Annotated in this window: 17 protein-coding genes; 9 read left to right on the top strand and 8 right to left on the bottom strand. The window is 38.5% G+C overall.

The features are described 5' to 3' along the window. The gene (locus F938_RS19885) at nt 1-3,390 is read right to left on the bottom strand and encodes a type VI secretion system Vgr family protein (protein ID WP_005034604.1); all 3,390 of its coding nucleotides are present in this window, start codon (nt 3,388-3,390) and stop codon (nt 1-3) included. Between the two features lie 226 nt (nt 3,391-3,616). Next, entirely contained in the window at nt 3,617-5,314 is a 1,698-nt protein-coding gene (locus F938_RS19890; RefSeq protein ID WP_005034606.1) for an NAD-dependent malic enzyme, read from the bottom strand. A gap of 325 nt (nt 5,315-5,639) precedes the next feature. Here F938_RS19890 and F938_RS19895 point away from each other — a divergent pair, with 325 nt between their 5' ends. Beyond that, a complete protein-coding gene (locus F938_RS19895) occupies nt 5,640-6,233 on the top strand; it encodes a hypothetical protein (RefSeq protein ID WP_004832007.1) in 594 nt (197 codons plus the stop codon). Nucleotides 6,234-6,246: 13 nt separating this feature from the next. On the opposite strand, the gene F938_RS19900 is transcribed toward F938_RS19895, so the two are convergent. After that, the gene (locus tag F938_RS19900; protein WP_004832008.1) at nt 6,247-6,516 is read right to left on the bottom strand and encodes a DUF2798 domain-containing protein; all 270 of its coding nucleotides are present in this window, start codon (nt 6,514-6,516) and stop codon (nt 6,247-6,249) included. A gap of 57 nt (nt 6,517-6,573) precedes the next feature. Further along, complete coding sequence (locus tag F938_RS24820; protein WP_228129522.1) at nt 6,574-6,741, bottom strand: hypothetical protein; 168 nt, start codon at nt 6,739-6,741, stop codon at nt 6,574-6,576. Nucleotides 6,742-7,699: 958 nt separating this feature from the next. Here F938_RS24820 and argS point away from each other — a divergent pair. The 7 genes from argS (at nt 7,700) to F938_RS19940 (ending at nt 15,318) form a co-directional block, all read left to right on the top strand. Continuing rightward, on the top strand, nt 7,700-9,490 hold the full coding sequence (argS, locus tag F938_RS19910; protein WP_005034609.1) for an arginine--tRNA ligase: 1,791 nt from the start codon (nt 7,700-7,702) through the stop codon (nt 9,488-9,490). Nucleotides 9,491-9,578: 88 nt separating this feature from the next. Next, on the top strand, nt 9,579-10,178 hold the full coding sequence (locus F938_RS19915; protein ID WP_005034611.1) for an SPOR domain-containing protein: 600 nt from the start codon (nt 9,579-9,581) through the stop codon (nt 10,176-10,178). A gap of 720 nt (nt 10,179-10,898) precedes the next feature. Continuing rightward, complete coding sequence (gene creB / locus F938_RS19920; RefSeq protein WP_005034614.1) at nt 10,899-11,618, top strand: two-component system response regulator CreB; 720 nt, start codon at nt 10,899-10,901, stop codon at nt 11,616-11,618. 3 nt (nt 11,619-11,621) lie between these two features. Further along, complete coding sequence (gene creC, locus F938_RS19925; RefSeq protein ID WP_005034617.1) at nt 11,622-13,082, top strand: two-component system sensor histidine kinase CreC; 1,461 nt, start codon at nt 11,622-11,624, stop codon at nt 13,080-13,082. Nucleotides 13,083-13,199: 117 nt separating this feature from the next. Beyond that, nucleotides 13,200-14,612 (top strand): cell envelope integrity protein CreD, encoded by a 1,413-nt coding sequence (creD, locus tag F938_RS19930; RefSeq protein WP_005034619.1) that lies wholly within the window; start codon nt 13,200-13,202, stop codon nt 14,610-14,612. 65 nt (nt 14,613-14,677) lie between these two features. Further along, nucleotides 14,678-14,887 (top strand): hypothetical protein, encoded by a 210-nt coding sequence (locus F938_RS19935; protein ID WP_004832020.1) that lies wholly within the window; start codon nt 14,678-14,680, stop codon nt 14,885-14,887. Between the two features lie 68 nt (nt 14,888-14,955). Then, nucleotides 14,956-15,318, top strand: a complete 363-nt coding sequence (locus F938_RS19940; protein ID WP_004832022.1) for a RidA family protein — start codon at nt 14,956-14,958, stop codon at nt 15,316-15,318. Between the two features lie 48 nt (nt 15,319-15,366). Here the strand turns inward: F938_RS19940 and F938_RS19945 are convergent, their stop codons facing one another. The 4 genes from F938_RS19945 to F938_RS19960 all read right to left on the bottom strand — a co-directional run bounded on the left by F938_RS19945 (nt 15,367) and on the right by F938_RS19960 (nt 21,055). After that, a complete protein-coding gene (locus tag F938_RS19945) occupies nt 15,367-15,891 on the bottom strand; it encodes a DUF2726 domain-containing protein (protein ID WP_004832023.1) in 525 nt (174 codons plus the stop codon). A gap of 420 nt (nt 15,892-16,311) precedes the next feature. Then, entirely contained in the window at nt 16,312-18,711 is a 2,400-nt protein-coding gene (locus F938_RS19950) for a YgiQ family radical SAM protein (protein ID WP_005034622.1), read from the bottom strand. Nucleotides 18,712-18,927: 216 nt separating this feature from the next. Then, nucleotides 18,928-20,166 carry an MFS transporter gene (locus tag F938_RS19955; RefSeq protein WP_005034625.1) on the bottom strand — a complete coding sequence of 413 codons (1,239 nt, stop codon included), beginning with the start codon at nt 20,164-20,166 and terminating at the stop codon, nt 18,928-18,930. A gap of 235 nt (nt 20,167-20,401) precedes the next feature. Further along, nucleotides 20,402-21,055 (bottom strand): response regulator, encoded by a 654-nt coding sequence (locus F938_RS19960; RefSeq protein ID WP_004832028.1) that lies wholly within the window; start codon nt 21,053-21,055, stop codon nt 20,402-20,404. 377 nt (nt 21,056-21,432) lie between these two features. Between F938_RS19960 and msuE the strand changes: the two genes are divergently transcribed. Further along, complete coding sequence (gene msuE / locus F938_RS19965) at nt 21,433-22,170, top strand: FMN reductase (RefSeq protein ID WP_004832030.1); 738 nt, start codon at nt 21,433-21,435, stop codon at nt 22,168-22,170. Nucleotides 22,171-22,187 lie beyond the last annotated feature (17 nt).

The raw sequence follows: 22,187 nt of genomic DNA on the forward strand, positions 1-22,187 counted from the left end.
TTACTTTCCAAAATTACAAAAATCTGCTTCTAAATCTTCACTACAAGATTCATTTTGATCTTCTATTGCATCATGATCATCTGCAGCGCCACAACAGCCCTCACCCTCACAACTACTATGATCTGAAGTGTCATCAATATCGTTCTTTATAACTATTAATTCTTTTAAATCTTCACTATCATGCCCAAGAATAATTGCTTCGACATCGTCAGCACTATCACTGAAAAACCGTTGTGTGCGTCCAAGTTCATCCAAAACACCAATAAATTCAGTTTTTCGTGAATGATTTACGAACTTAAATCTGACCTGCTGTTTTAATTCATCTTTACTAAAAATATTACTAAAATCAAAACGTCGGCTAAAAATTCCACTCTCAGGCATTTTCGGCAACTGCGCATTCACTGTTGCCCCACTGGTAAACAACTGTTGTCCAGATTTCACCTCAAACTTTCCACCAGTTTTAATAAAGACACCACTACCATTAACCACCAGCTGAGTACCACCCGCTTTTAGATCAATCTCTTTAGAACTGGTTAGCTCAATCTTGTCTTCAGTTGCAATCAACTTAATGACTTTCTTCGCAATGATTTCAATCAAATCATCCTGAGCCTGTACTTTTATCGGTCCTTTTGCAGCAAAAGCACTTAAACCTTTCTGTGCGGCAAACAAACTAATTTTATCTTGTGCATGACCCACAATATTCTTCTGAGCGCTCATGTTAATCGAACCATTTGCACTTTCAGCTATATCTTGGGAAGCTTGAAGAATAATATCTTCTGGTGTGGTTAATGCAATCCCATTTGGCGAAGCCAATAGCATCAATGCTTGACGGAAAATTTTACCTTGTTCTTGTTTGGCGTTGTCGCTGCTATCTTCCAGACCTTGTGTATAACCCTCCATAAAGCCCTGCAAACTACTCAAAGCCTCCAACGGTTTAATTTCAAGTTTGTTCCCCTTATTGAATGTTCCACAAGTACTCATGATGTCAAAATCTTTGATTTCGACATTGGATAAAACCTTACCCACATTACTAATGGATTCAAAAGGATTAGATTTAATATTATCTTTTAAGCTTGCCAGCTTGCCTTTAATAATATCTGTACCGTGTTCTTCAACATTTTCAATAAACGCTTTTAAGTTTTCAACCGCTTCTTTTGCATCAGAAAAATATTCATTAAATTCATCTACAATGCCTTTTGCATTACCACCTAAAGCACCAATGTCTTTAATAAATCCACCACAATCTTTTAAAGCATTCAAAGGATCACTACTCACCCCTTCTTTAAATAGATTCAAAGTTGTGTTGAGCGCCTGCCCTGTACTTTTTAACTCAAGTGATTGAATGAACTTAGGCAAACGATTGATGACATTCAATGCATCGGTTTGTTGCTTTACAGCAATCTCACTTAGCACTTTCATACTTTCAGCCCCTTGATTCAACAAGGACTGTGCTTGGGCTGCTTCTAAATGATCTGCAATTGCATTTTCTTGGGCATAGGTTGTGATAAGCATGCCTTTTCCTGCACGTACCGCCCCATAAGCATCTGTTCTTAATTCAAAACCTTCGCCACGCCCATTGCTGGTTTCTTTATCTTTCGGATGACTTAAATTTCCCAAGTTTAGTTGAGTGGCTGCGTGACTACTTTGCAGTTGGGCACTGATTTGCCCAGTCGTGTCATCAAATCGGAGTTGGTTAAAGCCTGAACCACCGACTTCAGATGAGCGGATACCACTGAGTTTCTTGGTATCAGGAAGCTGACCTTTGACATCAAACATGGTTTGATGACGTTCTGCTTCATGTAAACGCCCCATCACAAACGGACGATCTACATTACCATCAAAGAAATCAATCACCACGATTTCACCAATCCGAGGATGAAAACGTGTACCGTAACCTTCTCCTGCCCATGAGGTTAATACATCCACCCATGCTGAGTCGGTATCGTTATCATTGGAACCTGCACCACCATCATGACTATTATCGTCGCTACGGGTAAACAAGAAACGAACTTTAATGCGTCCCCATTGGTCCACATAAATTGTTTCGCCTTGCGGACCTACCACTTTAGCGCGTTGCGGGAATGCAGAAGGTCTGTGTGTTAATGGATTGTATTCTGGAACGACTGGAATTCTGCGTCGCACCAATGACAGCTCATTGGCTTGACGCTGATCTTTAATTAAATGATTCCAATAGTTTAAATTAAGCAGTTTAGAAAGTTGATCTTGCAGTTCTTTCGGTAAGTTATTCTGATTGTAGAAGGTTTTACCGAGAATCAAAAACTCGCGATCTGAACCTTCATGCTGATCAATTTCCGGATGCTCTCTCAACTCAAACCAATAACCAACTTGTGCATCACGAACTGAACTGATTGCGGTAAAATATTTGGCTTGTAGTTCTTGGTATTGTGAAAGTTGAGTATTGAGTTTATCCACTTGAGCTGAGCTAGAAGCTGTGGTTTGATCTTCACCCTTGAGATCACTGGTCCACGCTGGGCTAATGGTCCAAGCCTGTTCTAAACTCAACGTTTCATTGTCTTGTTGTTCGCTATGCTGATGATTGCTGAGTTGACTATCACCCTGATCTTGTGCGAGATTGTCAGCTTGCCAGCGTTGCACTTGTACAGCTGTGGATTGGATTGATCGTTGTGCAATTAAGCTGGTAATGGTATCAAATCGTTCTGTTGCATGACTACGATGGAAGCGTATACTGCGCCTAGGCATTGCTTCATATTGACTATTGTCATCAATCAATCTTAATTTCTGGGTTTGAATTTGTGTAGCAGAAACTGGAACTATGCGTTCAGATTCATCAACCAACCAGTTAATTCCCTCACTGCGCCATAATCTTGTTAAAAATTCGTAATCTGTTTCGTTTGACTGCATCACAAAAGGACGCACATCATATTGTTTTTTTAAACCACGACTATCCAAACTCAAACTAGATGCAAATAATGCACTTTTGGTTTGCCATTCCTTGAATAAAACTTCAGATATTTCCAAAATACTTTTATTCATGAAAACGCGACTATTACGGCGTTTATGCCAAAGACTGGTCGCATCTTCAAGCGTGAGCTTGTAAATACTTAATGCACCGTCACTTTGTCCTTGACTTGCACCAGTAATGATTCCTGTGGTTCGATAGAGTTCCCCAAAGTCAGTGACTTGGTCAACAGCGACCTGACAACCTATAAATTGTTTTAAAGCAATATGTGCATTGGTTGAAAGGCAAAGTAATTCTGCCTTCAATCCTTGATTAATATATTGTTGTCCCTGAATGCACTGTAGAAATACACTGCCATTTAAGGCTTGATTTGAGAATTGGACATGGACAGCCCTTGTCTGCAACCCTAACCCAAAACTTTCAAGTAAAGTATTAATATTTTTCAACATTTTAGTTATTGATATTCAATGACATGTTGGCTTATTGTAAATAAAAACTCACAGAAAGACATACAGAAATTGTTAAAATTTTTATTTTTGTAACTGACATACTCAAAATTCATCTTCTTTTAATGAGAAAAATACAGATATTTAAATCAATCTAAATCTCCAATTTTATCCGTTTATCCTATTACAAAAGGGGCAATTTGCCCCTTCTATAAAAAATTGAAAATACTTAGAAAGGAACGCGCTTATAATCACGATAAGTTGGTTTCCAAAAGTTCTGTTCAATACTTTCGAGTAATTGCTCATCACTCATTACCGTCGCAACACCATCTTGCATTGCTGCTTGAGCAACTTTAAATGCAATAATTTTAGAAACTTTCTGCAATTCGTTTAAATCAGGTAATAAGTCCGCATGGATATCGTTTAACTTCGGTGAGCAATCTGCCAAAGCGGAACTTGATGCCATCAGCATATTGTCTGTCACACGCGTTGCTTGAACAGCCACAACACCTAAACCAATACCTGGGAAAATATAAGAGTTATTGCATTGTGAAATATTAAAGGTTTCTCCATGATAATTCACTGGCGCAAACGGGCTACCTGTTGCAATTAATGCTTTACCTTCTGTCCATTGGATAATATCAGCAGGCACAGCTTCTACACGTGAAGTTGGGTTCGATAAAGGCAACACAATTGGATATTCACAATTTTCAGCCATGGTTTTAATGATTTCTTCTGTAAATAAGCCCGGTTGACCTGATACACCAATCAATACCGTTGGTTTGGCATTTTTAACGACATCCAGTAGAGAAATAATTTCTTCTGGATTGCCCCAATGTGCAACATCATCAGGCTTTTGCGCAAGCTTACGCTGGAAGTCAAGTAGGTTTGGCTGATTTTCTGTGATGAGACCAAAACGATCGACCATAAATACTTGTGCACGCGCTTCAGCATCAGTTAAACCTTCCGCCACCATTTGCGCAATGATCTGTTCTGCAATACCACAACCTGCTGAACCTGCACCCAAGAAAGTCACTTTTTGATCTTTCAATTGTTTGCCTGCCGCACGGCTTGCCGCAATCAGTGTTCCTACACATACTGCTGCTGTACCTTGAATATCGTCATTAAAGCAACAAATCTTATCACGATATTTTTCTAATAAAGGCATGGCATTTTTTTGTGCAAAATCTTCAAACTGAATCAAAGCTTTTGGCCAACGACGTTTTACCGCAGCAATGACTTCATCGACAAACTCATAGTATTCGTCACCACTGACACGTGGTTGTGACCATCCCATATAGATTGGATCATTGAGTAATTGTTGATTATTGGTTCCCACATCTATTGTAATTGGCAAAGTATATGCAGGGCTAATACCACCACAAGCGGTATAAAGTGATAATTTTCCGATTGGAATCCCCATACCACCAATACCTTGGTCACCTAAACCAAGAATACGTTCACCATCTGTTATCACAATCACTTTAACATTCTTACGATTGACGTTATGGATGATCTCATCAATATATTTACGATCAGGGTATGAAATAAATACGCCACGATGACGTCGATAAATATCCGAAAAACGCTGACATGCCTCACCCACTGTTGGGGTATAAATAATCGGCATCATTTCACTTAAATGATTTTCAATCAGGTGGTAAAAAAGTGTTTCGTTGGTGTCTTGGATATTTCGTAAATAAATATGCTTATTGATTGCTTCACTGAAAGAACAATACTGCTGATAGGAACGTTGACTTTGTTCCTCGATACTTTCAATCACATGAGGAATCAAACCATGTAAGTTAAACTGGGTTCTTTCTTCCTCTGTGAAAGCTGAACCTTTGTTGAGTAATGGCAGTTCTAGTAAGGCATTGCCTGCGTAATGAATATATAGAGGATATTTTTTCAAGGTTTCCGTTGGCATTTCCATTCTCATTGAAGCAGTCATTCTGCTTCTATCTTTTGCTAAGCTACGACTTTGGTCGCATACAAGCTTAAGCCTATTTTACGCTAAATGGGTATTTAGATACGTGATAGTGATATTCAAAGTATTTTACAGAATGATAAATTATTCTCATTTTTTACAAATTCTTTAAATATTTAATACAATCTATTGTTTTTTATATCAATAACAAAGAATTAATCCAAATTTTAAAATCTATCGATTTCCAATGTCATTGAGCTACGATTGATTTTTTTCGTATTTCAATTTATGTTGTCCTTAATTGAATGAAGCAAAACCAATAACAATGAACACAAATATTTTTATACTTCTACTAAGCACTGCAGTCATCTGCACAGGTTGTCAAACAGCCAAAAAAGTATCTTCTGGTGTTTCCAAAACCACTGAAAAAGTGAAAAGCTTGGTTGGTCTAGGCGAAGCAAAAGTTCCAGAAGTCGATAAACAAGGCGTAGTCGATGTCAGTAAAGCAACCTTAGAAAAGCTTGAACAAATGAAACTCAATATGCCCACTGGACAATGGGTCTATATTGAAAACGATTTACAAGGAATTTATACCCTACAAAACAAATCTGCTGACGGCAATATTTTGTATTTACGTCTAAACTGCAAAATTCCTTCGCAAAAATCTGGATTTAGTATTGAAGATAAAGATGCTAAGGAATTACTTAAAGCACATGATCCCCAAGCAGGACAAGTTCAGTTTTTAATCGACAATAAAAATTATGGCAATCCTTTTGATCTGGTCAATGCGAAAAAAATGCCAAGTTTCCAAGCTGCGCTCAGTAAGGCTAAAGTGATTAAGATTTTTAATAATTCTAAACTTTACACCTTTAACAATGGTCATGCTGAATTGCTCAGCAAACCTGTTAGTTGCATGTAAGCATCCGACTAAATTATTTAGGCATATCCACAAAAACAGCTGTGAGTCGACGCACTAACGGCAAAACAACCAATACCACTGGATATGCCACGGCCCACGAAACCATCCATGCCGAAAACCATTTTGCCAAAAAACCATCCACTAGACCCACATTAATGAACATATTGATCAATGACACCATGCCACTCATTAAACAGGATAAGAAAAAAGGCATGATCCATGCAGCAAATTTTGCAGGGAGTTTCGGAATATTTCCGATAATCGTGGGAGGAATATTTGACATGAGAACTCAAAATTGAATTAGCACGGCAATTTTATGCTTTTCAGCTGAGTGAAACAATCAATCATTCCACATTACATCCAACACATTTTGCCACTTTGTTTCATTAGGTAAGCGCATTGGTTCATCGTAGAACATGGCTATGCTATTTAAAGCAAGCTCCAATGTAATGATTGTGTTTAAAGGCAGCCAAGTATCGTCGCCAATATCAAAAAATTTCGAATTCATTTGTTCATTACAAGTTAACCAAGATTCGCCTTGTTGTGCGGTAGGGATATTTTTGTCGTAGCGCAAGATCAAGTGTTTGCTGTCAACAAACCAAAATAACAGAATGATTTGTCCTTAATTTGGAATATCCAGTTCAAAATAGCCTGTGTTTGAAAATTCAAGATCTTGGACTTAACTAAACAACCGAATAATTTGTTCTTTTTTCATTTCCTGATGATCAAATTGATCCAAAAAGCTCACCAACATCATTTGTTATCCTTTTTTGAAAGAAGATCTATCTAACGTGAATTCGATGCAATCAAATCTTCAACTCATTGAAAGATAATAAATCTATGTGGATTTTTGCTGGATTTTTGCTGGATTTTCATCCGATTTTGGATGAGGAGCGGAGCTCCGCAAGGGCTCGCCATACTTGTTTTGACATGAGGAGCGAAGCTTCGTAAGCGCAATCATCAATATAGTTTCATTTCTCTGATCAATAAAATGAAGGCGATCAATAGATTGTTTGATGATCTAAAGCTTGCACTGCCACGCTTTAGTGCTAAAGTTTAAATTCTTTTGCGTAAGCGATGCCTCACTTTTCAGAGATGAAAAGTGACAAAAATCTTTCGTTGAGCGAGGGGTACATCCTTTACCCCCGCTCAACATGGCGACATCCATGTCGCCTGAAGATAGCAAGACCATCAATAATTCAAAAAGTACAAAATAAATGAATCATCCAAATCACTTGTATGAATAATCAGGCGGTTTGGATGTATCATCTTTCATCAAGGATTTTTATCGAACTCAGGTTATCTAGGCTGTCAGTTGATCATATAAAGGGCGAGAATAGATCAAATATCTCAGACTAAGATCTTTCTGATTGAATAAGTTTTATTCTATACAAATGCATTCACCTAAAAGGCTCAAAATTTGCTATATTTAGCGTTTTTCTGCGACATTTATTTCTCTATAGATTATGAATACGGCCATACAAGCAGCTCTTGATCATGCAGTGCAATCCCTACAAGCTGAAGGGACTCTTCCATCTGACTGGAAAAACACAAGTGTTTTAACGCGAACCAAGGACCGAAGCCACGGTGATTTCGCATCAAACATTGCCATGATGGGTGCAAAAGTTGCGGGTATGAAACCACGTGATCTTGCTGAGAAAATTTTAGCAAACCTCCCAGAAGTGGTTGATATTGCAAAAGCTGAAATTGCTGGACCTGGTTTTATTAACTTCTTTCTCAATGCTGACCAACGCTTTGCTGTACTTGATCAAATTCAAGCACAAAAAGATCTGTTTGGTAAAACCCAAGCCAATGCAGCTAAAAAGATTCAAGTTGAATTCGTTTCTGCCAACCCAACCTCTAGCCTACATGTCGGTCATGGTCGTGGTGCAGCTTACGGGATGACTGTTGCTACATTACTCGAAGCAACAGGTGCTAAAGTTGATCGTGAATATTATGTCAACGATGCAGGACGTCAAATGGACATCCTTGCGACCTCTACTTATTTACGTTACTTAGAATTGACTGGGCAAACTTTAGTTTTCCCAAAAAATGCCTACCAAGGTGATTACGTTAAAGAAATTGCTCAAAGCATTATCGATAAAGATGGTGATGCTTATGTGCGTGCTGTTGCTGATATCTATAAAGATGTTCCAGAAGACGTTCAATACGCTGAGGAATTGGATGCAGATGGCAATAAAGTTGTGCTTTCAGGCGATAAAGAAAAGCATATCGATGGCTTGATTCAAAATTCACAAACATTGGTTGGTGAAGGCTATCGTGTGTTCCATCAAGCTGCATTACATGCCATTTTAGATGACATTAAAGATGACCTTGGTGAGTTCGGCGTAACTTTCAACCAATGGTTTAGTGAAGCATCGTTGACTGATAAAATTGACGAAGCCCTACAAACTTTAGATCAACGTGGCTATCTTTATGAAAAAGATGGCAACATCTGGTTTAAATCGACTGAATTTGGTGATGAAAAAGATCGTGTTGTAAAACGTCGTAATGGGCAAACCACGTATTTTGCTTCTGACATTGCTTACCATTTGAATAAGTTACAACGTGGTTATACTGACCTGATTGATATTTGGGGCTCAGACCACCACGGTTACATTTCACGTGTAAAAGCAGCTATTGATGCAATGGGTTATGACTCATCAAAACTCACCGTGTTATTGGTCCAGTTTGTAAGCTTATGGCGCGGTGGTGAGATGGTACAAATGTCATCTCGCTCTGGTCAATTTGTGACTTTACGAGATCTTCGTAAAGAAGTTGGAAATGATGCAGCACGTTTCTATTATGTTATGCGCAAATCTGAACAACACATTGATTTTGACTTAGATTTGGCTGTATCACAAAGTAAAGACAATGCGGTGTATTATATTCAATATGCGCATGCACGTATTTGCCGTATGTTAGAAAAAGCAGCAACAACAAATATTCAATTTGATCCTGAAAGTGCGCGTCAATTTGCTGCAAAATTAGAACTTGAAGCAGAGGCTGAGATTTTAGCGAAACTTGCGGCATACCCTGAAGTGATTATTCGTGCAGCAAACAATTATGAACCGCATCAAGTAGGTAACTACTTGAAAGAACTTGCAGCTTTATTCCATGGTTGGTACAACGAGAATAAAGTTTTAGGTGATGATGCTGAATTGACGCAAGCACGTTTATTGCTTTCTGCCAATGTTCAGCAAGTTCTTCGTAATGGTTTAGAACTGCTTGGTGTTTCTGCACCTGAAAGCATGTAAGTCAGCAATAAATCATTACTTTACATCGTGCTCAAGCGAAACTATGCTTGAACGCGATGTTAAACAATAAATAATAAGAGGATTTCTCGTGTTTGGAAAAACGCAACGCGGTGTGTCTGAAAGACCAACCAAACCTAAACAACCATTGATTCCTAAATGGTTAGGGATGCTTGTGGTCATTTTAATCGTGTTAAGTTTTGGTGTCGCTCTGATGCTCTGGAAACCGTGGGCGCCTGTTCAACCTCGAAATGAAATTACGTCTGAACATTATCAAGAAGATACCAACAAAGACTATCGCTTTTATGATTTGTTGCCACAACAACAAGTGACGCCGATTCCTGAACAAGCGGTTCCAGAGAATAAAAATCAGCAGCAACCCGTTATTGTTGAAGCACCTTCTCAAACTCAAACTGACAATGTTGATGTCGGTATCAATGCTGAACGAACAGCACCTGCTCAACCTGAATACATCTTACAAGTTCGTAGTTATGATGATCCCGATGCCGCAGATGCTCGACGTGCCGAAATCATTTTAAATGGTTTATCTGCTGATGTTGTACAAAGTACTGAGGGTGGCAAAACTTGGTATCGTGTGATTTCTGGTCCATATGAATCACAGAATGCCGCAGTCATCGCTCAGCAAACCTTACAACATAGTGGAATTGATTCGATTGTGGTTAAACGTTAATTGTTTTCTCTATTATTGAACTAAGCTATTTATTAAAAACAGGATGCATTGACATCCTGTTTTTAAATTCAAATTTTATCTATTCAATCTGTTTAAGTTATTCGTCTATTTTTTACTCAAAAAAATATAATTCGACTAAATATTTACCCAAGTTAATCAAAATTAGAGTAATCTACCTCCCGCAATACATTACCCATGTATCCGCAGAGAGATCAAAAGTCACCAATACTTTTGATTTGCTGTCCTGTAGTTGGCGTGACGATCAAATCCGAATATTACAGGGCGCTTCGAGCTTAACATGGGTAAACGTCTATTTTTCTCATGAACTTATCTAACGATCATCATTCCTCTCTTTCAATAAAAAATCTTCATCTTAGGGTCTGTTTACATTTCATAAATGGCTTGCGTTGTAGGTTAAAATTGAGCAGGCAAGGCATGAAACGAAGAGAATAGCGAGTCTATTTTCAAGTTTCATAACGAAGCCTGAGATAATTTTAGCCACAACCCTTCGGGACTAATGTGTTTTTTGTCGCTTCTTCGTTCCGAACTACTCATTTAGAATGACTAAATTTCGTATTTCGCGCCTAGAATCGCCTAAAAAACATACTTAGTCGCAAGCATAGACGAATTGTTAACAGACCCTAACTTCACTTAAAATTCATTCGCCTAAATATTTCAATTTCAGTACACTCAACACGAGATGATAAATATTTAATTGCAATGAATCATAAAAAGCAGATTTTATGCGTTGAAGATGATGCGGCGATACTTATGCCATTACGCTATGCACTTGAGCGTGAAGAGTGGCAAGTCACTTGGGCAAATTCTGGTCTACAAGCTATTGATTATATTCAACAAAAATCCTTCGACTTTATTATTTTAGATATTGGTTTACCAGATTTAAATGGCTTTGATGTGTGTAAAAGAATTCGCCATTTCAACCACACACCGCTGTTGTTTTTGACAGCACGTGATGACGAAATTGATCGAATTATTGGTTTAGAGATTGGCGCAGATGACTATTGCACTAAACCGTTTAGCTCAAGAGAAATTGTCTCCAGAATTAAAGCCATTTGGCGCAGAATGGAGATTCAAAATCAGCTCCAACAAAATACCCCAATAACGCCACATTTAATATCTAAACATTCCCAAACATGGCAATGCAATGATGAGTCTTTCCAGATTCAATACTTAGGCACCCTACTGCAATTAACACGTTATGAATATCGTTTACTCAAACTGTTGATTCAACATCCTGAACAAGTATTTAGCCGACAACAATTGATGGATCAAGTTTGGGAACATCCAGAGCATAGCTTAGATCGAACTGTTGACACTCATATCAAGAGTATACGCAATAAACTCAAACAAATATCTGCTGAACAAGATCCAATTGAAACTCACCGTGGCTTCGGCTATAGCCTGAAAAGGCTGGACTAAAGCATGTCGATATTTATCCGTATTTGGTTCTTCTTCGGGTTAATTATCTTGCTCGGTTTATGGTTTATGTCTTATACCTTTAATCAGCAAGTAAAGCCCAATGTACGACAGGTTGTCGAAGATACACTTGCGGAAAATACCAATATTATTGCCATGCTGGTTGCAGAAGATGTCTATGAAAATAAGGTTGGAACTGCCCAGTTTGATGAGAAAATTCAAAATGCGCTCAATCGAAAAATCAACGCCAATATTTGGCAACATAATAAGAATGAAATCAATCAACAAATTTATATCACTGATCAAAAAGGCATAGTGATTTATGATTCACAAGGCATTGCAACAGGACAGGACTATTCCAAATGGAATGATGTCTATCTCACATTAAGAGGCAAATATGGTGTTCGTTCAACCCGAAGTTATGAGGAAGATAGTAACAGTAGCACCATGTTTATTGCTGCACCTATCTATTATCAAATTGATCAACAACAGAAGTTGATTGGAGTGGTCAGTATAGGCAAGCCCAATATATCCGTACAACCTTACATTCAACGTGCTGAAAATCAACTGATCCGCCAAGCCATATGGATTACGTTGTTGAGTTTATTTTTAGCCAGCCTAGTGGCTTATTGGCTTAAACATAGTATTGATCGCGTGCGTAAGTATGCTCAAGCGCTGGCACCTGTCAACCAAACTCCGCATTTTCGATCCGCCAAAGAACTCAATCAAGTTGCTCAAGCCGTGGAAGATATGCGAGAAAAACTGGAAGATCGCGCTTATGTCGAACACTATGTCAACACCCTGACACATGAGCTAAAAAGCCCTTTAACTGCGATCCAAGCCAGTGCTGAGTTGCTTAAAGAAGATTTGCCTTTAACTGATCAACAAAATTTTGCCACACATATTCATGAACAAAGCCAGCGTTTGCAGAGCTTGATTGATCGTATGCTGTTACTAACTCGCTTGGAAAAATCGAGGCATCAAATTGAGATTCAAAATTTTAATTTGTCTGAATTAATCCATCAGACTTTAGATCGGCACGCCAGTCAAATGCAGGCTAAAAAAATTCAATGTTTATTAGATATTGAAGCCGATTGTATGATTCATGCAGATCGTTTTTGGCTTCAACAAACGCTTGGCAATATTTTAGACAATGCTTTGGATTTTTCTCAGGATTCGGCAAAGATTCTGATTCAGCTACATCGGCAAGCACATCAACATATTGAATTAAATATCTTTAATGAAGGTGTATGGATTCCTGACTATGCGCTTACACAGGTGTTTGATACATACTTTTCACTTCCTCGACCAATCAGCCAACAACGTAGTTCGGGTATTGGACTCAGTATTGTTCAGCAAGTCATTGAACAACATCATGGTCAGATTAACATTTTAAATATCGAGGAAAATCAGATTCCAATTCTGCAATCTCATCAACAAGGCGTATTGGTCAAGATTTTGCTTTAACCACAAAGATTTGAATATTCACCTAAACTTCACATAAAACACAAAGTCAGCTCAAACAAAACACATTTCGGCTTCGCATACTGAACCTAACAAAAACAACGGCTCAGGAACACCGTGATGCGATCCAATTTTCTCACCTTTAAAATTATTGCAATTGCCATTTTGATTGCGCTGTTTTGGATAGGTCTACTCTTCATTAGCACTTTGGTGTCAGAACGACAGGGATACCAACAAGCTTTTCTCAGAGAAATCTCACAAAACAACATCAGCCCACAAACTGTTATTTCACCTTATATTCGTGTGCCCTATACCGAAATCAAAACCTGTTTGGACGACAAAAAAGTCGCATATTCCTGTACAGAAGAACAATGGGTATACATCAGTGCAGACAGCACACAATGGACTGCTGATTTTAAGGTTTCTGATGATGCCTATAAACGCACCATCTACCGAGCAATTAGCTATACTGCAAATTTAACCGCTAAAGGCATTTTTCAAAAGCCCACACTGGAGAATAAAGACTATCAATGGAATCGTGCTGAGATTATGTTTCCTGTGCATGATCCACGAGGTTTAGACACGCAACCCACGTTAAAAATACTCAATAAGAATTATATTTTTGAAATGAGTCCCAAAGGCAGTGATGCTTCTGGTTTTGACTTTATGCGTATTTCTACAAAAAATTATCCTGAATTAATCAATGCGATTCAAAATGGTTTTTCTTTTGATTTAGCCACCAATATCACAGGTCTTGGCAAGTTTAGCTTGGTTCCCACCAGCCGTAGTGTCAGTTATCAAGCCAAAGGCAACTGGGCGGACATCAAGTATTCAGGACAAAATTTACCCTTTGCTAAAACCAGTACCCATCAACAATTTACAGCACAATGGAAAAACATTGCACTGGGTCAGCAAAACATCAGCAAACTGATTGAATGTGACACCAGTGATTGCATTCGCCAATTCAGCCAAGGCTATTACACTCAAGAAAATGCCTATGACGTTGAGCAAAGTCAACGAATTGGCTTATCAACCGAATTTTTAGAATCCGTCAATGTTTATACTCAAACAGATCGAGCAATTAAATATGGTGTCGTGATTATCATCATTACCTTTGGTTGTTTCTTCTTATTTGAGGTGCTTAAAAGCCTTCGTATTCATCCAATTCAATATTCTTTGGTGGCAATCGCACAAGGTCTTTTCTTTGTCCTACTGCTTTCTATCAGTGAATACTATGCCTTTGCATGGGCTTACTTTGTCGCAGGAGTTGCCTGTGTTGGTCTCATGACATGGTATTTGTTCTATGTGATGAAAGGTTTTAAAGCTGCTGCCTTATTCGGTGTGATCCTCAGTTCACTCTACGCTGTGATGTATCTGTTATTGCAGTCCTCAGGCAAGACCTTCTTGATCGGTTCGATCATTTCATTTGTATTACTCGCGGTCGTCATGTTCCTTACACGTCACATCGATTGGTATCAAATCAACAATAAGCCTGAGCGAGCGCTTAAATCCTACATCCCTCCTCAATCTTAATTGCCATGCAGTGAATGTCTATTCATTCACTGCTTAATCATCGTTTTAAATTCATCGAGATGGTCATGAATCTTTTTATTAAACAAAAAGCGCCAGAACAACTACAGCAACTTTGCCCTTTACAATCCTCAGTTGCGTTTTGCTTAAATCAATTACGCATCGCAAAAATTCAGTTTTTAAACTTAGGTAGCCTGATCATTTGCCCTGAATACGATTGTTTTATCGTTTTTAAACATAAAACTTTAATTCGCATAGATGCATTTACGCACTCATAACAAAGTTGGTTTGCAGATGCATCTTGATCACGTAAAATTTAGCCCATAAACAAGATTTGAGAGTAATCATGACTGTACAACGTTTGCATGTAGAAAAGCGCTTTTCTGAAATTGCGATTTCAGGCAATTTAGTCCATTTGGCAGGTCAATTGGCAACAGATTTAACCTTAGATATTAAAGGACAGACTCAGCAAACTTTAGATATGATTGACCGTTTTCTTGCAGATGCAGGAACAGACAAAAGCCACATCATGTCTGTGATGATCTTTTTGAAAGATATTGAAAATGATTATGCAGCAATGAATGAAGTTTGGGATGCTTGGTGTTCTGATATTGAAGCACTTCCAAGAACTTGTGTGGAAGCAAAACTTTATCGACCTGATGTTTTGGTCGAGATGACGGTAGTTGCGGTAAAACCTGAATCATTGTAGAAATTAATTTGAACATTTAAAAATGCATGCTGAGACATGCATTTTTTATTAACCATATACACGATTAGAATAAAGATCAAACTTCCCCAACAGTTGTTCCTCGAGCACGTGTGAATGACTCATTTCAGCGAACTCACTTAAAAAATCTTCACGCAAATCCTGATATTCAGGAATACCGAGATAACGAATCACTCTGTAGCCCGCAGATTGTAACAATGCATCTTTATAGGTATTTTGGTGAGCACGTTTAATTGCATTGATATCTTCTAAAGCAATCACAGCCAAAACTTTACAGTCTTTGTCCAATACAACAAAATCTGCAAACATTTGCTGATATTTACGACGTGTGTGTAAATATTTTGTTGTTAACAATGCATCAAAAGACACATGAGCCAAAATATTAGCTTCAGGTAAAATTTCTTTTAGTCGAGTAAAAGTAATCTGTTCATGTGAATTAAATACTGCTCTTCTACGCAGAGCACTATCAACTTGCTGCTTATTTTTCAATCCTTTATAAGCAATCGCAATCACAGCGGCAAATAGTATCAAACTCGCAACAATCAATATGTCCATATTTCATTTCCTAATTCTTTATTATAATTTGGTCAAATAAGACCAGTTCTTGTGTATCTAAAGATACTTTTTTACTGTCAGTTCAACGTCACATATGAGATATAAATTTGCTTAATTTAAAAAATAACAACTCATATCACAGTTTTAAAATATTTGTTGAACTATTATTTATTTTCCTCATTTATTCCTACAAATAAATGAATTGATTTATGGCTTTTATACCTTGTATCTATTACGAATACAACTAAATCCGATAAAACTTTAGTTTGATTGTAGGACAATTAAAACCAGAATTTGTGTACTTTTCGTACACTAAATTTTTCAACAGTTTAAGCAGAGTTATCCACAGTTTTGTATTTTAATTATTCAATTCGAATTTAAAGAGGGTGCTTTCGCACCCTCTTGAACACTCACTAAAACTTAAGCTCTACTTTTCGGCTTAGATTTTCCTTTACTGTTACCACCAAACGGTTTTTTACGATCCCCTGTTTCACGCGGTGGCAAACCTGTATGTTGTGTCAACACTTGCCCTTTTTGTGGGCGATTTGGCTGATTGGCATGTCGTGACTGAGTACGTGCAGTATTTTCACCCGTACGCTTTTGTGAATCACCTGCCAATGTTGAGTTCTTCTTACGTGCAGATTGATACTGACCATCCGTACCTTGCGGTTGATAGGTTGGGATCAAATGCTGTTTAGAGTTGCCAATCAAATCAGCACGCCCCATTTCACGTAAGGCATCACGTAATAAAGGCCAGTTATTTGGATCATGATAACGTAAGAATGCTTTATGTAAGCGACGACGCTTTTCACCTTTGACAATATCGACATTTTCAGTATAACGCGCCACCTTCGCCAACGGATTTTTGTTGGTATGGTACATAGTGGTCGCTGTTGCCATTGGTGATGGATAGAAAGTCTGAACCTGATCGGCACGGAAACCATTTTTCTTGAGCCAGATCGCCAGATTCATCATGTCATAATCTGTAGTTCCTGGATGCGCAGCAATAAAATAAGGAATAAGATATTGTTCTTTACCCGCTTCCTTACTAAAACGATCAAACATCTGCTTAAAGCGGTCATAAGTTCCTATTCCGGGTTTCATCATCTTCGACAATGGACCTTTTTCGGTATGCTCAGGGGCAATTTTCAAATACCCGCCCACATGATGTTGAACCAGCTCTTTGACATATTCAGGATTTAATACAGCAAGATCATAGCGCAAGCCAGAACCGATCAGAATTTTTTTAATACCTTTGATTGCACGGGCTTTACGGTACAACTGTGTTAGAGGCGCATGATCAGTATGTAAATTTTGACATACACCCGGATAAACACAGGAAGGTTTACGACAATTTTTTTCAATTTCTGGATCTTTACAATGCAAACGGTACATATTTGCCGTTGGACCACCGAGATCAGAAATAATGCCTGTGAAGCCAGGTGCTGTATCACGAATCTTTTCGACTTCACGCAAAATTGATTCTTCTGAACGGTTTTGAATAATTCGCCCTTCATGCTCAGTAATTGAACAGAAAGTACAACCGCCAAAACAGCCACGCATAATATTCACGGAGAATTTAATCATGTCGAAGGCTGGGAAGCGTGCATTGCCATAAGCAGGATGTGGTAAACGTGCATAAGGTAAATCAAACACATAGTCCATTTCTTCAGTGGTCAATGGAATCGGTGGCGCATTCAGCCAAACATCACGTTCACCATGTTTTTGCACCAATGCTCGCGCATTTCCCGGATTGGTTTCCAAGTGTAAAATACGGTTTGCGTGTGCATACAACACAGGATCTTCTGCCACTTCTTCAAAAGCAGGTAAACGAATTACCGCCAGCTCGCGCGGTGGTAATTTATGTTTAATCGCCTTTGAAGCAGGCTGTAAACGTACAATTTGAGTATTTTCATCCAGATGATCGCCTTCACGTACCACAGGATTGGCAACCAATTCTTTTTGGAAATTTTGATATTGGCTCAAAGAATTGCCTTTATTCTGCTCAATCTCACATCCATCCAAATCTTCGGTCATCACATACGGGTTAATGATCGGATCAACTCGCCCGATTGAATCCACATCATTGGATGCAATTTCAACAAATTTGGCTTTTGAAGCACGATTGCTCTTATTGACGATGAATGCTGTGCCACGAACATCGGTAATTTCATGAATTTTTTGACCTTTGGCAAGGCGATGCATCACTTCAACAATAGAGCGTTCACCATTACCATACATCAATAAATCTGCTTTAGAATCCATCAACACTGAACGACGGACTTTATCTGACCAATAATCATAATGGGCGATACGGCGTAAAGACGCTTCGATGCCGCCCAACAATACAGGTACATCCGGAAATGCTTCACGACAACGTTGGCAATACACCGTTGCAGCACGATCGGGACGTTTATTCGGCACATTGTCTGGAGAATAAGCATCATCTGAACGAATCTTACGATCTGCTGTATAGCGATTGATCATCGAGTCCATATTGCCTGCTGTAACACCCCAAGCAATATTTGGTTTACCTAGAACTTTAAAGGCTTCGGCAGATGTCCAATCGGGTTGAGCAATAATGCCAACACGGAAACCTTGCGCTTCAAGTGTTCGACCAATAATCCCTGAGCAGAATGAAGGATGGTCAATATATGCATCCCCACACACTAAAATAAAGTCACAACTGTCCCAACCGAGTTGATCCATTTCTTCGCGAGACATAGGCAAAAAAGGTGCTGGTTCAAAGCACGATGCCCAATATTTGTCATAATCAAACAACGCAACAGGCGCTGTCTGAGCAGTATAAGCGGTCGACATGGTAAGTTTTCTCGATTGGCGGTTGGCGATCGGAAGAGATCTAAGATGAAAGCCAATCATTTTACCATGAATTTTGCTCATGTTGCTTGATTAAAAAGTAAACATTTTATTTTTAGCAGTGATTTCTCTATTTTCATTTCATTCAAATGTCGAAATGAAATGAATAAACTGTTTTAAATGAGGATCGTGAATCAATCAATAAAAGCTCAGGGCAATTTAGTTCGATTCAAGCTTTGTCGAATCTGAGTCAGTTTGCTTCTGCATTTGATTTAATTTTAGCGCGACCAATAACCCAATACCCAGTACAACAGTTATGCTTACGGTTAAACCCGACCAGCCATATTTTTCCCAAATCAAGCCACTACCACTGCCCAACAGGCTTGAACCGAGATAGTAGCAGAACAAATACAGCGAAGAACCGACTGCACGATATTGTAAAGACTGTATAGATACCCAACTGCTTGAGGTGGAATGTGCCGCAAAAAATGAAAAGGTGAAAATAAATAACCCAATTAACACAGTCCATAAAGATGGAATAAACATTATCCACAAACCTAGCGCCATACTACAAAACATCGCAATCAAGACTTTTGCACGTCCAAATCGACGACTCCAGCCAGCTGCACGTGGTGAGCTATAAATACCTGATAAATAGGCGATCGAAATCAAGCCAATCCACGTCTGAGACAACTCAAAAGGTTTTTCTAAAAGATGATAGCTCATGTAATTAAACACAGTGACAAAGCAACCCATCAAAATAAAACCTTCGATGAATAGGAATCTTAATTTTGCATCAGAGAGGTTTTTCTTGAACGATTCGATAAAGCGAGAGAATTGAATCGGATAAGATTTAAAGTGTTTGGACACAGGGAGTGCAACATAGAAAGTGATGGCGATCAATAAATTGAGTATGCCAATAATCATAGTAGCTGTTTGCCATGAAATATAATCCAGTAAAACGCCTGCGATTAAGCGCCCACTCATACCGCCAATCGCAGTACCTGAAATATACAAACCCATTGCAAAGCCAACATCTTTTTGTGCGATTTCTTCGCCAATATAGGTCATCGCTACTGATGCAACTCCACTCACCGCCAGACCAATCAGCATTCGTGTGGCAAGGAAGATTTCCCAATAGGGTAGTAATGAGCTAATTAATAATAAAGTGGCTGTTGAAAACAAAGAAATCGTCATGATCTGTTTACGACCATAACGATCTGAGATTAACCCTGCAAACAAAAGCCCCAAAGCCAATGTAATGGTGGAAAATGAAAGTGGGAAACTGCTATGTGTAGGGGTCACATGAAAGAATTTTGCCAGAAAAGGCATCATCGGCTGAACACAATACAATGATGAAAATACCGCAAACCCTGCTAGAAATAGTGACAGCAAAATCGCCAGAAAGGGACGAGTACCATACTCAATATACGCTGTAGATTCAGATGCATCAGACATAGTTTTTCCTCATGTCTGATCAGTATACGCCTATTTTGAATAATTGATAAAAGTGAAAAAATTATCGGAGATTCATTCCTTGCTTAGCAAAGAATAAAATACCGATAACAAACTAAATTTTATAAAAATAAAACTTAAAAATGAATTTTAAAATATAAAAAAGAGCATATTTTTAATACACTCTTCTCATAATTTTAGAAACTTTTCTAATGTTCACTGAATCATCAGAACAACCTTAAACTTTTTTCTCTTCGATGTTCAGTGCATTGATTGCCAAGACAGCTTGAGTACGATTTTGTACACCCAACTTACGGAATATTGCAGTCACATGCGCTTTAATCGTCGCTTCAGAAACATCCAGTTCATATGCGATTTGTTTATTCAGCAAACCTTCGGCAACCATCATTAAGACACGGAATTGCTGTGGCGTTAGAGATTGGATACGCTCTGCCAAAGCTGTTTCATCTGCAGCACGAGGGTCAAAATTCATATTCGCAGTCGGTAAATTTGGCGGCAACCAAATTTCGCCTTCTAATACTTGGCGAATTGCTTCCCCAATATGGCTTGGATGCGCAGACTTCGGAATATAACCCATTGCACCGTGCGCAATCGCACGCTGAATAATCGATGCTTCTTCGTGGGCTGATACCACAATAATTGGAATCGCAGGATACTGTGCACGAACATGGACCAATGCAGAGAAACCCGATGCGCCAGGTAAATTTAAATCCAATAAGACTAAATCTGGTTCAGGACCATTTTCCAAACGCTCGTAGAACTCATTAACAGCCGCAGTTTCACTGATTTGAGCTTGTGGCAAACTATAACGAACCGCCTGAATTAACGCATGGCGAAACAGTGGATGATCATCAACGATTAAAATATTCATAAGCGAAGTGAGAGATCTCTAGCACAGTTCTTTTATTCTAACCGCACTATTGCTATTTAAGATACGTTAATATTAACGAATTTTTGAATTATTTGTGTGCTTTAATGAGAATTCCCTACTCTTTTTCGGTTATTTCTCAAAATACAGATTTAAATATCACTTTTAAATATAAAATAAACATCTAAAAATGAATTGCTTATCCAAATAAATAATATCAAATAAGTTCAGCAATTTAGACTATATCTTCTCCTTAAAATGAAGCATTTTCCTGTATATCTCAAAAATTGATAACCAATCTGTTTTTCATTATTTTACCAATCTCACTGAATATAGATAAATGAATGGCATTCCGAGATTCAATTTATTAGGTTGCCAACATGTCTATTTATACTCAACAAAAACCCTTAAATATTGTTGCTGTATCAGGGGGCTTAAATAACCCTTCAAAAACAGAAAGTTTAGTTCAAGCCATTTTAGATGAGCTCGGTCAAGCAACTCCGATCAATGTGCATTTTATTAAATTCAGTGAAATTGGTCATTTACTGGGTGGTGCAATTTACCGTAATCAGCTTCCACAACGTGTACAAGATGATTTAGCAGCCGTCGAAGCAGCAGATGCCTTGATCGTCGGCACACCAGTTTATCGTGCATCTTTCACGGGTTTATTTAAACATTTCTTTGACTTTGTTGAACAAACAGCACTGGTGGATGTGCCGGTATTACTGGCTGCTTCAGGCGGAAGCGATCGCCATGCATTGGTATTGGAACATCAGCTTCGTCCATTATTTAGCTTTTTCCAAGCCCAAACCCTACCGATTGGTGTCTATGCAACCGATCGTGATTTTACACCTGAATACACCATCAAGAGTGAACATATTCAAGATCGTATTACTTTGGCTGTTGCACGCGCATTGCCAATTTTGGAATGGGCTCCTGCAAAAGGGCAACGTGCTGAGGTTGTCAAAGCTAAGACGGAACAAGCCAATCAAAACTTAGGGATTAACAAACAAATCGAGCAAGATGAGGTACTGCCTTCAGCTGCAATCCCAAACTTGGATGCAGCAGAAAACCGTCTTCATGCAAAATCCAAATCACCACAATCACAGGTTGCTTAATTGCAACCTCGTAGCCG

The organism is Acinetobacter bereziniae LMG 1003 = CIP 70.12, assembly GCF_000368925.1.
In the GTDB taxonomy this organism is placed as follows: domain Bacteria; phylum Pseudomonadota; class Gammaproteobacteria; order Pseudomonadales; family Moraxellaceae; genus Acinetobacter; species Acinetobacter bereziniae.

Excerpts from the sequence above, each read along its gene's own strand:
- F938_RS19885 (WP_005034604.1), bottom strand. The coding sequence starts at position 3,390 with ATGTTGAAAAATATTAATACTTTACTTGAAAGTTTTGGGTTAGGGTTG.
- F938_RS19890 (WP_005034606.1), bottom strand. The coding sequence starts at position 5,314 with ATGCCAACGGAAACCTTGAAAAAATATCCTCTATATATTCATTACGCA.
- F938_RS19895 (WP_004832007.1), top strand. The coding sequence starts at position 5,640 with ATGAACACAAATATTTTTATACTTCTACTAAGCACTGCAGTCATCTGC.
- F938_RS19900 (WP_004832008.1), bottom strand. The coding sequence starts at position 6,516 with ATGTCAAATATTCCTCCCACGATTATCGGAAATATTCCGAAACTCCCT.
- F938_RS24820 (WP_228129522.1), bottom strand. The coding sequence starts at position 6,741 with ATGAATTCGAAATTTTTTGATATTGGCGACGATACTTGGCTGCCTTTA.
- argS (WP_005034609.1), top strand. The coding sequence starts at position 7,700 with ATGAATACGGCCATACAAGCAGCTCTTGATCATGCAGTGCAATCCCTA.
- creB (WP_005034614.1), top strand. The coding sequence starts at position 10,899 with ATGAATCATAAAAAGCAGATTTTATGCGTTGAAGATGATGCGGCGATA.
- creC (WP_005034617.1), top strand. The coding sequence starts at position 11,622 with ATGTCGATATTTATCCGTATTTGGTTCTTCTTCGGGTTAATTATCTTG.
- creD (WP_005034619.1), top strand. The coding sequence starts at position 13,200 with ATGCGATCCAATTTTCTCACCTTTAAAATTATTGCAATTGCCATTTTG.
- F938_RS19935 (WP_004832020.1), top strand. The coding sequence starts at position 14,678 with ATGAATCTTTTTATTAAACAAAAAGCGCCAGAACAACTACAGCAACTT.
- F938_RS19940 (WP_004832022.1), top strand. The coding sequence starts at position 14,956 with ATGACTGTACAACGTTTGCATGTAGAAAAGCGCTTTTCTGAAATTGCG.
- F938_RS19945 (WP_004832023.1), bottom strand. The coding sequence starts at position 15,891 with ATGGACATATTGATTGTTGCGAGTTTGATACTATTTGCCGCTGTGATT.
- F938_RS19950 (WP_005034622.1), bottom strand. The coding sequence starts at position 18,711 with ATGTCGACCGCTTATACTGCTCAGACAGCGCCTGTTGCGTTGTTTGAT.
- F938_RS19955 (WP_005034625.1), bottom strand. The coding sequence starts at position 20,166 with ATGTCTGATGCATCTGAATCTACAGCGTATATTGAGTATGGTACTCGT.
- F938_RS19960 (WP_004832028.1), bottom strand. The coding sequence starts at position 21,055 with ATGAATATTTTAATCGTTGATGATCATCCACTGTTTCGCCATGCGTTA.
- msuE (WP_004832030.1), top strand. The coding sequence starts at position 21,433 with ATGTCTATTTATACTCAACAAAAACCCTTAAATATTGTTGCTGTATCA.